The organism is Geothrix limicola, from assembly GCF_030268085.1.
GTDB lineage: Bacteria > Acidobacteriota > Holophagae > Holophagales > Holophagaceae > Geothrix > Geothrix limicola.
This window is the reverse complement of record NZ_BSDE01000001.1, coordinates 880,180-892,650: the sequence shown is the minus strand read 5'-3', so window position 1 is coordinate 892,650 and position 12,471 is coordinate 880,180. Positions and strand designations below refer to the sequence as shown.

General features: G+C 66.3%; 10 protein-coding genes and 2 tRNA genes. 9 read left to right on the top strand and 3 right to left on the bottom strand.

What is annotated here, in order from left to right; all coding sequences use genetic code 11:
• Positions 1 to 12: 12 nt before the first annotated feature.
• The 4 genes from QSJ34_RS03795 to QSJ34_RS03780 all read left to right on the top strand — a co-directional run bounded on the left by QSJ34_RS03795 (position 13) and on the right by QSJ34_RS03780 (position 5,072).
• Positions 13 to 999, top strand: coding sequence for a KpsF/GutQ family sugar-phosphate isomerase (locus QSJ34_RS03795; RefSeq protein ID WP_285570539.1), 987 nt, complete (start codon positions 13 to 15; stop codon positions 997 to 999).
• Positions 1,000 to 1,083: 84 nt separating this feature from the next.
• Positions 1,084 to 3,315, top strand: coding sequence for an LptF/LptG family permease (locus QSJ34_RS03790; protein WP_285570537.1), 2,232 nt, complete (start codon positions 1,084 to 1,086; stop codon positions 3,313 to 3,315).
• Positions 3,316 to 3,368: 53 nt separating this feature from the next.
• Positions 3,369 to 4,445, top strand: a complete 1,077-nt coding sequence (gene mnmA / locus QSJ34_RS03785; RefSeq protein ID WP_420798827.1) for a tRNA 2-thiouridine(34) synthase MnmA — start codon at positions 3,369 to 3,371, stop codon at positions 4,443 to 4,445.
• A 48-nt stretch (positions 4,446 to 4,493) separates the two neighbouring features.
• The gene (locus tag QSJ34_RS03780; RefSeq protein WP_285570532.1) at positions 4,494 to 5,072 is read left to right on the top strand and encodes a hypothetical protein; all 579 of its coding nucleotides are present in this window, start codon (positions 4,494 to 4,496) and stop codon (positions 5,070 to 5,072) included.
• Between the two features lie 303 nt (positions 5,073 to 5,375).
• Here QSJ34_RS03780 and QSJ34_RS03775 read toward each other — a convergent pair.
• The 3 genes from QSJ34_RS03775 to QSJ34_RS03765 all read right to left on the bottom strand — a co-directional run bounded on the left by QSJ34_RS03775 (position 5,376) and on the right by QSJ34_RS03765 (position 6,001).
• A tRNA-Cys gene (locus QSJ34_RS03775) sits at positions 5,376 to 5,450 on the bottom strand.
• A 53-nt stretch (positions 5,451 to 5,503) separates the two neighbouring features.
• Positions 5,504 to 5,578, bottom strand: a tRNA-Gly gene (locus tag QSJ34_RS03770).
• A gap of 36 nt (positions 5,579 to 5,614) precedes the next feature.
• A complete protein-coding gene (locus QSJ34_RS03765; protein WP_285570530.1) occupies positions 5,615 to 6,001 on the bottom strand; it encodes a Fur family transcriptional regulator in 387 nt (128 codons plus the stop codon).
• Positions 6,002 to 6,076: 75 nt separating this feature from the next.
• Between QSJ34_RS03765 and QSJ34_RS03760 the strand changes: the two genes are divergently transcribed.
• The 5 genes from QSJ34_RS03760 (at position 6,077) to QSJ34_RS03740 (ending at position 12,452) form a co-directional block, all read left to right on the top strand.
• Positions 6,077 to 7,771, top strand: coding sequence for a two-component system sensor histidine kinase NtrB (locus tag QSJ34_RS03760; protein WP_285570528.1), 1,695 nt, complete (start codon positions 6,077 to 6,079; stop codon positions 7,769 to 7,771).
• A gap of 282 nt (positions 7,772 to 8,053) precedes the next feature.
• A complete protein-coding gene (locus tag QSJ34_RS03755) occupies positions 8,054 to 8,452 on the top strand; it encodes an LSm family protein (protein WP_285570526.1) in 399 nt (132 codons plus the stop codon).
• Between the two features lie 28 nt (positions 8,453 to 8,480).
• Positions 8,481 to 9,722 carry a PdxA family dehydrogenase gene (locus tag QSJ34_RS03750; protein WP_285570523.1) on the top strand — a complete coding sequence of 414 codons (1,242 nt, stop codon included), beginning with the start codon at positions 8,481 to 8,483 and terminating at the stop codon, positions 9,720 to 9,722.
• On the top strand, positions 9,719 to 10,423 hold the full coding sequence (locus QSJ34_RS03745) for an aminotransferase class IV (RefSeq protein WP_285570521.1): 705 nt from the start codon (positions 9,719 to 9,721) through the stop codon (positions 10,421 to 10,423). Before QSJ34_RS03750 ends, QSJ34_RS03745 begins: the two co-directional genes overlap by 4 nt.
• Before the next feature lie 25 nt (positions 10,424 to 10,448).
• Positions 10,449 to 12,452, top strand: a complete 2,004-nt coding sequence (locus tag QSJ34_RS03740) for a hypothetical protein (RefSeq protein WP_285570518.1) — start codon at positions 10,449 to 10,451, stop codon at positions 12,450 to 12,452.
• Positions 12,453 to 12,471: the final 19 nt, after the last annotated feature.

Here is a 12,471-nt window from a genome sequence, read left to right as displayed (position 1 = left end):
GGAGTCTGCGCAGTGAAGGATGAGAACGAGGGTGCCGGGGCACTGGAAGTTGGAAACGCCGTACTGGACGCGGCCCGCAGAGCACTCGACGACCTCAGGGGCGGTTGGGATGCCCGCAAGGTTGACGACTGGACCAGCATGGTGGTGGCCCGACCCGGACGCGTCGTCCTGACCGGCATGGGCAAGTCGGGGCTCGTCGCACAGAAGATCTCCGCCACCCTCGCATCCACCGGGTGTCCGAGTTTCTTCCTCCATCCTGCGGAAGCCCTGCACGGCGACCTCGGCATGGTGACGCCCGAGGATTCGGTTCTGGCCCTTTCGAACAGCGGTGAGAGCGAGGAAGTGGTGCGGCTGCTTCCCAGCCTCCTTCGTCTGGAAATCCCCCTCGCAGCCATCACGGCCAAACCCGAAAGCAGCCTGGGAGTGGCCGCGGATTGGACCTTCAGCTATCGGCTGCCCCTCGGGGAGGGTTGCCCCTTGGATCTTGCGCCCATGGCGAGCACCACCCTCCAGTTGGTCTGGGGCGACCTCCTGGCCGGAAGCCTCATGGTTCGGAAGGGCTTCACCCGGGACCTCTTCGCCTTGAACCATCCCGGTGGAAGTCTTGGAGCCAAACTCATCAAAGTTGGCCCCTTAATGCACGATTCGTGGCCCAATGTGCCGCCCGAGGCCTCTTTGACCCAGGTGTTGAAAGCCATGACTGAAGGTCGGCTCGGCATGACCAGCGTCATGAAGGGATCGGTTCTGTCCGGGGTCGTGACGGATGGGGACATCCGCCGCGCATTGGAAAGGTCTGAAAAGGAAGGCGGCAATCCCTTGGATCTGACCGCGGAACGCATCATGACCCGGACGCCATCCACCATCGATGAAGAGGCTTTGGCCTTGGAAGCGGCCGGAACCATGGAGGCCCGGAAGATCACCTTTCTCATCGTGACCCGGAAGGGAGCTCCGTGCGGTGTCCTGCACATCCACGATCTCTTGGCAGCCAAGGTCTTATGATTCGCGGGCCAGTTCGCTGGTTTGTATTCAAGGTTACATAATATACATTATCGAAAGTCAAATATTGACCTCAAGGTGCCTCCTTTGCTGACGCGATACGTCCTGAGACGCTGGGCCACCCCGTTCCTGGGTGCCCTTCTGTTCTATGGGTTCCTCCTCCTGTCCTGGGAGATGGTTGCCATCTCCCGAGAGATCTTTTCAGAAGGCGCTCCACTCCGCTGGCTCGTGCCGCTGCTGCTGACCTCCATGCCCGAAAACCTGGGGACGGTCATCCCCATGGCGGCGGTCCTCGGCGGCCTCCTGGGAACCCAGCAGATGATGGAAGGCTCCGAACTCGTGGCAGCCCAGGGACTCGGCGCCGGACGGCGCACCTGGACGGCACCCTGGATCCGCATGTCCTTCTGGCTGGTGCTGCTCGCCACCCTCAATGCCCATTTCCTGGTTCCCGCTGCGGCGCGAATCCAACAGTCCATCAAGGTCCGAATGGCCGAGGAGGCCAAGGCCAGGTTCCTTCGGCCCGGTGCCCCACCCTGGTTTCCCCCGAGCGCGCCCCACTCAGCCTTCTGGGTGTCTCCCGAGGGGCAGATCCACATCATGGAGTCCACACCCCAGGGGGTGCAGCACCTGACGGCCTCCTCCATGACCTACGCCCTTGAAGCCAAGCCTGACGGATCATCCGAGCTGCAGCTTCACCTCTCCGGGCTCCAGGGGGCGCTCTACCAGACCTCCGGAGCAGGGAGCGTCCTGCACCTGAGCCAGAAGGAGCAGGTCCTCCGGTTCGCCATCGCCGCAGGCACCCGTCTGCTACCCCCGACGCCCATGCGCTACGAAAGCTCGGCGGCCCTGCTCCGCAAGCTCTGGGCCTCGTCGCCCCTCGCCGAAGCAACGCCGGAATCCAAGGAGCAGCGCCTGCAGGCGGCTCAGGAATTCTGCCGACGGGTAACGCTGCCCCTGGCCGCCGCGGCTTTGTTGCTGCTGGGGATCGCCCTGGGGTTTGGCCATCCCCGGTTCTACCGAGGGGGCGCGATCCTCAAGAGCCTCGGCATCATCATGCTTTATTACCTGGTGATGAAGTACTTTGAAAACATGTGGATGGGTGGAAAGATTCAAACCATTGCCCCCATGCTCCTGGTGCCGATCCCCTTCCTTGTGGGTGGCTGGCTCCTCCTGCGTGAACGCCTCAAGCCCCACCATTCCAGTCGATTGATAAGACAGTTGGCGCCGGTCTTCAGGCCGTTTCGACACCAACTGAACCCCCTTCTCGGCCGCCTTCAGCGATCCAAGGATTCCGCCCTTTGCTGGCTGCATGGCAAGGGCACCCAGCACGGGGTGCTGAGACATTGGGCCACCCTCGCCTGGTGGCGAAATTGGGCCTCAGCCCTTGGCAGCCTGCTCGTGCTGAACCTGCTGGTGGAGTACGCGACCCTGGCGGGAGATCTGTCGAAGAATGGTGTCCATTTTATTGTTTTTGTTCGATATTGGATCTGGAATCTTCCGCCGTTTCTGGTGGTCGCCCTTCCGATGGCCTTCCTGCTTGGATCCCTCCTGACCCTTTCAGAGGCCGCCTTGAACCGGGAGTGGCTGGCCCTCCGGGCGGGGGGCGTGAGCCTCCTGCGGTGGCTTTGGAGCAGCCGATGGGCCTGGGGCCTGGTGGCCGGTCTCACACTGCTTCTCCAGGTCGGCGTGGCGCCTTTCGCCATGGGCCGTGCCAACACGCTCTACAGACAAATCCTCAAGCGATCCCAGAACGCCACCGCGACCAAGCCCTGGCTCTACCTTGGATCGACCGGTGTGCTTTGGCACCTCCAGGCTGAGCAACGGTGGGGATTTCCCCTCAAGGCCCCAGGCGAAGCCCCGATCCTGCTGCACTGGCGCATGGGGGATTCCCATTCAGAGGCCCTGGCCTGGGGTGGACTGCGTCTGGTTCAGGGCCCTCCAGCCGAGCGCCTGTTCCCTTCCCAGGCCCTGCGCAACGCAGCCAACGCCGAGGAGGCGCGCACCCTGGATCTGATCCGCTGGCAGGCCTGGGCTCCGGATCCCGAGCGGGCCTACATGTTGTGGGGAAGGATCCTGGGCTGGTTGGCAGGTCCCTGCCTGGCCCTGGCCATGCTCTCGTACGCCTTCCCGGGACCCCGACAGGGTCGTGGCCAGGCCCTTGGCGCCGGCTTGGTCGCGGGGCTCATCTTCCTCGGGCTCCAGACCCTCTTCGGAGGCGCCGCCCGAGCTTCCGAAATTCCAGCCTACTGGGGCGTTCTCGCCCCCCTTCTCCTGCTGTTGGCGGCCTCGTTCCTGCGCCTCCGGCGACTGAGGACCTGATCTTGAGTGACCTGCTTGATTTCGCCCTGGCTCCCCTGCGCACCCATCCAACCTTGCGCCAGGGCGACCGCATCCTCGCGGCCATGTCCGGAGGTGTCGACAGCTCGGTCATGGCGGCCCTCCTTCACCACGCAGGGTACGAGGTCATTGGCATTTCCATGCAACTCTTCGACAAGAAGACGACCCGAGATTCGGACGGGAAGTGTTGCACTTTGGATGACTTCCAAGATGCTCGCCGAGTGGCTTATGAGATGGGATTTCCGCACTACGTGATGGACTTCGAGGCGAAGTTCCGCGACACCGTCATCGAAGGTTTCATCCAAGGGTATTTGAACGGCGAAACCCCAAGCCCTTGCATCCGTTGCAATCAACACCTTAAATTCTCTGCGCTCATGGATCGGGCCAATTCCATGGATGCGGCTTTCGTCGCAACCGGACACTACTCGACCATCTCCCTCGCCGAGGGGAAATGGCACCTCCGAAAGGCATCCGACGCCGCGAAGGATCAGAGCTATTTCCTTTTCCACCACACCCAGGAGAGCCTCGCCCGAACCTTGTTCCCCCTGGCCCACCTCACGAAACCCGAGGTCCGCCAGCTGGGCGCCGAATTGGGGCTGCATCTGGCCGAAAAAGCCGAAAGCCAGGAAATCTGCTTCGTGACCCAGGACCGCTACGATGCCTTCCTGGAATCTGAAGGGCGCGATCCCGGACGGGGCGAAGGCGAGATCCGGCACCTGGACGGTCGTGTCCTGGGTCACCATCAGGGCTATTGGAGGCACACCATCGGCCAGCGGCGCGGTTTGGGGGTGGCTTCCACCGAGCCGCTCTATGTCGTTCGGATCGATCCAGACACCAACACCATCTGGCTGGGGCCGGAATCGGGCCTGATGTCCCGGGACCTCGTGGCGCGGGAGCTGAGCTGGGTCGATGGGGCCCCGGCGGCACCCATCGCCTGCGAGGCCCGCATCCGGAGCCGCGCCCCTGAGGCCGAGGCCATCGTCATCCCGCTTCCCGACGGCCGGGTGAAGGTGGCCTTCGCCGAACCCCAGCGCGCCATCGCGCCAGGCCAGGCCGTGGTCTTCTACCGCGATGGCGAGGTGCTTGGCGGCGGCTGGATCGACGGCCGCTGAAAGCGGGCTGTGACCCCCGCCCGGCCCGGCCCCCGGTAGCCTGCAGGCATGGATACCTATCGCCTCTGGGTGCAGGCCCACCCCTTCCTGTCCGCCGCGCTCCAATTCGGCCTCCTGGGCACGCTGGGGGAACTGGTGGCGGCCAGCCTGAGGGCCCGCCGCTTCACCCTGCCCTGCACCCCCCTCCAACTCTCGGCCAAGGTCCTTGCCTGGGCCCTGCTCGGGCTGGTGATCAAGGCCGGATTCGTCGGCATGAAGGGGTTCACCAAGGCGCTTCTGGATCACCACATCCTGCCGGCCTTCCTCGGAACCGGCATGGGCTGGGCCTTCGCGCTATCAACCCTCACCAACGTATTCTTCGGGCCCCAGATGATGCTGTTCCATCGCCTGGAAGACAACCTCATCCTGGGTCGGCGCGGTTTCGACGGCATGGCGCCCGCGATTCGGACCCTCGTCTGGTTCTGGATTCCCGCCCACACGCTCACCTTCAGCCTGCCCGTGGACTTCCAGGTGGGCCTGGCGGCCCTGTGGTCGTTGGCGCTGGGCGTGATTCTGGGCCTGGCATCGGGTTCCGCCGCGAAGCAAGTCACTGACGATCGCCCAGTCCCCCAGCCCGAACATATGTGAACGCTGACGGGCGATCCGGGAAGGGATCGCCCGACGACTGAAACGGGTGTGGCGCGACGTGCGCGGGTCCGCGGCCTACCTGCGCGCCATCCGCGACTTCGATTCCGATCGGCATGAGAAAGCCCCCTTGCGGGGGCTGGTTGGAGGCGCCGATCGGAATCCGGTTCCCGCCGCGCGCTGGCTGCGCACGGCCCCCTTCGCCCCGGCCGCCACATTCAGTGGCGCCCGAGGCGGGGCCTACCTGCGCGCCATCCTCGACTTCGATTCCGATCGGCACGAGAAAGCCCCCTTGCGGGGGCTGGTTGGAGGCGCCGATCGGAATCGAACCGATGAATACAGGATTTGCAGTCCCGGGCCTTACCACTTGGCTACGGCGCCTTGGTGTTGCACTGGTTTTCAAACGATCCGGGCCGCTTGCGCGGCCCGGTTAGTGGAGCGGGTGATGGGATTTGAACCCACGACTTCAACCTTGGCAAGGTTGCACTCTACCACTGAGTTACACCCGCGTTAGACATCAAGACTAGCAATGGCGCGCGATCCGGTCAACGATCTTTTTCAGCACTGCAGGCTCCGCAAAGGCCGAAGAGCATGAGTTGATGGCGCGTGATCTGGAAACCGGAGAGGGATTCCAGTTTCCTCAAGGACTCTTCCAGACCGCAGGCATCCACCTCCGCCGTGCGGCCACAGCGCTCGCATTGCAGGTGGTGGTGGTGGTGGCGCGAATCGCAGCGGACGAAGCGCATCACCTGATCCGCGCCGAGGATGCTCTCGGCCCAGCCCTCGCGCACGAAGCGCTCCAGGTTCCGGTACACCGTCGGCAGGCCTGATCGCCGCTCGGGCATGCGCTCCCAGATTTCCTCCACCGTCAGGGGCCGGTCGGAGTCCTTCAGCACGTGGAGGATGCCTTCGCGCTGCGGGGTCTGCCGCATGCCGGCGGCTCGGAGGGATGGGGTGGATGAGGCGGCGGTGTTGGACACGCCCATAGGATGGCAGATTCGGGCACCATGAACGCTATGCTCCAGCGCACATTGGACCGGTTGGGTGTATCAGACCCGAGCGCCCCCTTCCTTCCGCTCTCCTTCCGCCTGTTCGCCACCTTCGGCCTGCTGATCCTGCATGCCGCCCTGCCCATCGACACCAGGCCTTCGGGCCCGGGGGAACTGGCCTACCTCCTGGTCCTCCTGCTGATGTTCGCCGAATCGGCCTGGGAGTCGGGACGCAGCCAGCTGGCCTCGGGGCACCTGTTCAGCACGCCCCCGAAGGCCTGGATCTGGTGGAACCTCGCGCTGGACCTGGCCATGGTCACCCTGATCATCGCGTTCCACGGGGTGGTCCAGGAGCGCTTCGCCACGCTCTACATCTTTCCCGTCCTGGCCTCGGCCTTCTACCTCAGCACGGTGGAGATCGTGTGGGTCGGGGTCGCCTCGTCGCTGACCCACGTCTTCCTGGTGCTCGGCTTCGCCTTCAACCTGTTCCCCCCCTTCGGCCTTTCAGGCGAGATGGGGGAACCGGACCAGGGCCGCCTCTCCTACCTGCTCGGCATCGCCTCCCTGCAGGTCTTCGCGGCAACCCTGGTGGTCGTGCTCATCCGGAGGAACCTGGACCGGCTCCGCACCGACCTCAAGGACAGCGAAGCCGCCGTAGACAAGCTGTCCGCCCTGCACCAGCGCGTGGTGGAGTCCATGAGCTCGGGGCTGATCACGCTGGATCTGAAAGGCCTGATCACGTCCGCCAACCCCGCCGCCGAGGCCATCCTGGGGCTGCCGATCACCACGGGGGCGCCCATTCAAGACCTGCTGCCCATCGGCGATCCCATCCCCTGGCGCCGGGGGCGTGAGCACCGGTTCGAAGTGGTGCTCCCCGGGCCTGGCAAGGAGCGCCGTATCCTCGGCGGACACCTGGCCTCGCTTCGCGATTCCTCGGGCATCGAATCCGGGCAGCTCCTGCTGTTCCAGGACCTCACGGACCTCAAGGCCCTGGAGGAGCGCACCCGCATCAGCGAAAGGCTGGCGGCCATCGGGCAGCTGACCGCAGGACTCGCCCACGAACTCCGAAACCCCCTGGCCTCCATCAGCGGATGCGTCCAGCTGCTGGGCCGGGAAGGCTCTCCCGAAGAGGTGCGCACCCGTGTGCTGGGCATCCTGGAGCGGGAAACCCACCGGGTCGGGGCCATCGTGTCGGACTTCCTGGATTTCGCCAAGGTGGCCTCCCCCAACGGCGCCGTGCTGTTCCTTCCCAAGATCCTCGAAGAGGTGCGTTCCAGCTGGGAGATGGACCCGCGCACCGTGGGCCTGACGCTGGCCATGGAACCCGTGCCTCCGGTGTGGATCCAGGCGGATCCCACGGGCCTCCACCGGGCCCTGATGAACCTGCTCAGCAACGCCCGCAAGGCGGTCAAGCACGTGCCCGCGCCATCGGTGCGGCTGGCCTGTCTCGTCAGCGAGGCCTCCATTCGACTCACCGTCTCCGATAACGGCTGCGGCATGACGCCCGAGCAGCTGGACCGCCTGTTTGTGCCCTTCGCGGGAAGCTTTGAAGAGGGATCAGGACTGGGCATGAGCCTGGTCTACAAATTCATCGAGGCCATGGGCTGGCAGATCGAAGTGGAAAGCAGTCCCGGCCAGGGCACCCTCGTCCAGATTTTCCTTCCGGTCCAACGAAATGAAGAGGCAATGGCGCCGCAGGCCGATCAGTCGTAAACTTCTCCCTGCTTTCAAGCATCAAAAATTGGCATCCACCCTTGCAGGGGCCGCTCGGCACCTGCCACAGTGGTTCATCCCCTTTCAGTGCGCTCAGTCCGCCCATTCACGGGTCTGGCTGTCCAGGTCTGATCGGAGTTCGGCCACTGGCCGATGCCTTTGACATCTCCCGTACCGCCCACTGGGCCAGGATCCTCCATGAACCGGAAGCTCATCCGACCGAATCTCAGTGAATTGAAAGACAAGCTTGGGATCCCTGCCAAAGGTGGCGGAGGGGAAGCCATGACTGCCCTTCCTCCGGCGACGACGTCGAGCGGTGAACCCAATCCGGCGGTCAATCCCTCGGCCGCCACGGCTCCCCAGGGACTGGGCAGCCCCCGGCGGAAGATCGCTCCGCCCGAACAGACCAACGCCGAAAGCTTCTACTACCTCAAGCAGATGCAGTCCAAGACGCCGATGGTGATCGTGCTTCAGGACGACGAGAAGGTGCGGGGCGTCATCGAGTGGTACGACAAGCACTGCCTGAAGATCAACCGGGTCAAGGAACCCAACGTCCTCGTGCCCAAGCACAACATCAAGTACATCTACAAGCAGGAGGAAGAGCCGCGCATCCGCCGCAGCCGCTCCTCCAAGAAGGAAGAGCCTCTGGCCGCCGAGGTCGAGATCCCGGTCTACGATTGAGCCCTGGCACCAGTACGCAGGGGACTCCATGAGCCGTCGTCCGCACATCGTCATCAGCCTCGGAGATCCCTGCGGCATCGGCCCGGAGCTGCTTCTGGCGGGCCTTTCGTCCATCCGGCCCTGGACGGATGTGACCGTGGTGGGATGCAAGGGCGGCGTGGATCTGCTGCTCGATCGCCCCGGCGCCCCCGTGGCCTGGCGCTGGGTGGAGCCGCCGATCCAACCCCCCGGGGGATTCTCGGGCAAGGCGTACGGCCTGCAGGTGCTTTCCCTGGGCGAAACGCCCGGCCAGATCCTGGGAGAAGCGCTCTGGCTGGATCCCACGCCTGAGATCGGGACCGCAGATCTGACCCTTGGCGAAGGCTCCGCCGCCTCCGGGCAGGCCACGGTCGAAGCCATCCGTGTGGCCGCCCTGATGGCGCTCAGCGGTGCGGCAGATGCCCTCGTGACCCTGCCCATGGCCAAGTCCGCCGCGCACCTGGCCGGCTACGACATCCCCGGCCACACCGAGTATCTCCAGGACCTGTCGGGCGCCCCCATCACCCGCATGGCCTTCGTGAGCCCGCGCCTGAACGTCGTGCTCCACACCGTGCATCAGAGCCTGCGCTCGGTCGTCGAAACCATCGATGCCGACGAGGTGGCGGAAACCCTCGTCTTTTCGGCGGATCAGTTCATCCGGCTCACCGGAAAGCTCGACCTGCGGGTGGCGCTTTGCGCCCTGAATCCCCACGCCGGCGAACAGGGGGCCTTCGGTGGAGAAGAGGTCCTGCTGGAAGAGGCCATCGTGCAGGCCGAGGCCGCCTTCATGGACTTCCCCACCGCCAAGGGCCCGGCATCCGCCTCCGTCTCCCCCTTCCGCCTCACGCTGCCCCCATCGGAAGTGGCCCCGCCGCAGCATTCCGCAGGACAGCGCGGGCTGGAGGTCCTCGCCACCGGAGACCTGCCCGATACCCGGCCCGCGCCGCGCTTCTTCGGTCCCCTGCCCTCGGACAGCCTCTTCGGGCGAGCCTCTCGCGGCGAGTTCGACCTGGTGGTGGCGCTGTACCACGACCAGGGCCTCATCCCCGTCAAGGTTCTCGAACCCGCCCGCGCCGTGAACCTCACGCTGGGCTTGCCCTTCATCCGCACGAGCCCCGACCATGGGACGGCCTTCGACAAGGCCGGGAAATGGATCGCGGATGCCCAGAACTTCCTGGAGGCCGCCGCCCTCGCCGTCCGGCTCTCTGGCCGAGCCGGCCAGCTCGCGCATCCCAACGTGCCGTTGGCATGAACGGTCTTCGATCCTTCGGTCCGGGCGCCGGCGTGACACCTGCGCCCGTGCCAACGACCGGTCCCCTGCCCCGCACGGCCCTGCCCGTGCTGCAGGGCATCCCCCGGCATCTGGAAGCGCATCTGCGGCGATTGGAAGCAGGGGCGTCGATCCAGGGTCATCCCGCGCCCTGGCTGCCGGGCCTTCAATCTGAAATCGAAGCCTGGCTGGGTTCGAGCCTGTCCGGTCAAGACGCCGCGCTGCGACTGATCCTGCATCCGGATTTGGGGCTTCTGTCCGCCAAGCTGGAGGCCCTACCGGTCGCCCCGGCGCCGTACCGCCTGGTCCTAATGCCGCATCCCCTGGCTCTCCGACAAGCGGATCCCCTGGTCACCCACAAGGGACTGGCGGGAGCGTGGTGGGTCGAGCCCCTCGCCCGGGCCCGCGCCCGAGGTGCCGAAGACGCTCTGCTCGCCTGGTCCGATGGTTCCCTCGCGGAAACCGCCATTACGTCCATCGCCCTGCAGGTCGATCAGGTGCTGGTGGTGCCGCCGGCTCCCGGCCGCGTGGCCAGCCTGGCGGAACGACTGGATCTCCCCGGATGGGCCGCATCCAGGGGGCTCCGGACCGAGCAGGACCACCTATCCCCCGCCCAGATGAGTGCCGGCCAGCTGTGGTGCATGAACGCGCTGCGCGGCATCTGGCCCGCGACCCTTCTGTGAGACGCTTCAAGAGAGGATTCCTCCCATGGCCGTTGCGGACCTGATCGCCGCCCTCCTGCTGCCCCTGCCGCCCTGGCTGGGGTTCTGGATCTTCCGCCGAAAAGGACGGATCGGCCTCAGCTACGGCTACTTCCTCGGTGGCATCCTCACCATGCTCGCGCTGCCCTGGGCGCACCTCGCGGGCAGCCCCGTGCCCACCGCGCAGCTCGGCGGCGCGCTCTTCGGGTTCACCCTCTTCCTGCAGGCCCAGCGCGAAGGTGTGCAGGGCGTCCGGCGGCTGGCGCTGGGCGTCGGTGGAGCCACGGGCTTCCTGCTGCTGCTGCTCCTGCGGTTGCACCTGCCGGCGCGCGAGGTGGCCCATTTCTGGGTGGGTGCCGCACTGGAAGGCCTGCTCTGGCTGCTGTGCTCGGATCTCGCCTACCGCTGGGCGAAGGGCCGCCAGCTCGAGGTCCGCATGCCCCTCGTGGGCGCCGCGGCACTGGGCCTGGGTGCCCTGGCGCAGCGGTTCCTCCCGGCCGGAGCACCCCGGGTTTCCTGGTCCGCGGCGCTGCTTGCGGGCATCCTCCTGGGTCTGGTCGCGCTTCAGCAGCTCCGCTGGCTGAGGAGCCAAGGGGCCTGGGTCGAGGGCCGGGGCGAAGGCCTGCGCGTGGCCCTCGCCATTCTCGATCAGAAGACCCTGGGCACCCCTCCGGCCCTCGCCCTGGGCCTCGAGGCCCGGCAGCCCATGTGGCTCGTGGACGCGCAGGGAAGGATCCTCGAATCCAACGGCCCCTTCAGCCAGCTGGCCGGACTCCCCCGCCATCGGCTGCGGGGTTATGCGCTGGATGCCATCTTCCAGGGCGGGGTGACCGCGGTCTGGGAGGATCTGCGCAGCCAGCTGCTGCAGTACGGCTGCGGTGCGACCCAGGCCACCCAGGTCAGCGAGGACGGCACCTTCCGTCAAATGGGTCTGGAAGCCGCCGCCTTCGATCGGGGCATGGCCCTGGTCTGGATGCGCGACCCGGCCGCCGGATCCCTCAGCCTGAGCGGGGCCGGGGCCCTCGAGGCCGGGGGCGCCGAGGAGGGCCGCCGTCAGCGGACCAACGCCCTGCTCGCCCTGTCCGCCGCCATCGAGCGCTTCCGTTCCGAGCTTCCCCAGGGACCCCTACATGCGGTGGTCGATCAGATCGGCGCCGCCGCGGCCCGACTGGACCCGTCCCCGGATCCGCAGACACCCAGGCCCCACCTGGACGGAAAGGAGGCCCTCACGATGGTGCTGCCCTGGCTCCAGACGATCCTCCCCGTGGGGGGTTCGCTTCAGCTGGAGGCCGAGGCCCTGCCTTTGGCGATGGATCCCGATGCGCTGCGCCGCATCGCCACGCACCTGGCCCTCCATGCGCTTGAGCATGCGCCCGAGGGACGCCTCACCCTGATCCTCGAATCTGTCCTCCTGGGCAGCCGGACCTTCGGACTCCTGCACGTGCGCGCCCAGGCCGGCCGCACCCGGCCCGTCGCCACCATTTTCGGTTTGGGTTGGCTGCGCCAGTCCGTGCTGGAGGTCGGAGGCCTGCTGGAACTGGATCAGGACCTCCACGGCGGGCTTCGGCCGCGGGTCTACCTTCCGACGGCCTCCCGACTGGAAACACCGGCGGCGCAGGCTCTCGCAGGCCGGCAGGTCTGGGTGGTGGATCAGGATCCCCTCGCCTGCGAAGCGCTGACCACCCTGATCGAGCTGGGAGGTGGCCAGGCACGGAGCTTCGAGGACCTGCGCGGCCTGCTGCGCGACAGCCGCGAGCAGGCCCAACCCGACGTGCTGGTGCTGGAGCGGACGCCGCGCCTCGAACGGTTCCACCGCTCTCTTCGCGCCTTCCAGAAGGAGCCCATCCCCACCCTCGTATTGGGCATGGGCCATCCGCTTCCGATCAACCCCAGCGCCCTCGGGCTGCGGCGTCTCGGGTTCCTGGAGAAGCCCTTCCGAGCCGAAGCCTTCCTCGAGGCGCTGCTGGCCCTGCTCCATCAGCCGGATGGAACGGGACACGGCCTGTTGTAGGCTGATGGGGTGCGTTGTT

What these genes read in the sequence shown, in the direction of transcription:
- QSJ34_RS03780 (WP_285570532.1), top strand. Translation starts at nt 4,494, where the DNA reads ATGGATACCTATCGCCTCTGGGTGCAGGCCCACCCCTTCCTGTCCGCC.
- QSJ34_RS03765 (WP_285570530.1), bottom strand. Translation starts at nt 6,001, where the DNA reads ATGCGGCAGACCCCGCAGCGCGAAGGCATCCTCCACGTGCTGAAGGAC.
- QSJ34_RS03760 (WP_285570528.1), top strand. Translation starts at nt 6,077, where the DNA reads ATGAACGCTATGCTCCAGCGCACATTGGACCGGTTGGGTGTATCAGAC.
- QSJ34_RS03755 (WP_285570526.1), top strand. Translation starts at nt 8,054, where the DNA reads ATGACTGCCCTTCCTCCGGCGACGACGTCGAGCGGTGAACCCAATCCG.
- QSJ34_RS03750 (WP_285570523.1), top strand. Translation starts at nt 8,481, where the DNA reads ATGAGCCGTCGTCCGCACATCGTCATCAGCCTCGGAGATCCCTGCGGC.
- QSJ34_RS03745 (WP_285570521.1), top strand. Translation starts at nt 9,719, where the DNA reads ATGAACGGTCTTCGATCCTTCGGTCCGGGCGCCGGCGTGACACCTGCG.
- QSJ34_RS03740 (WP_285570518.1), top strand. Translation starts at nt 10,449, where the DNA reads ATGGCCGTTGCGGACCTGATCGCCGCCCTCCTGCTGCCCCTGCCGCCC.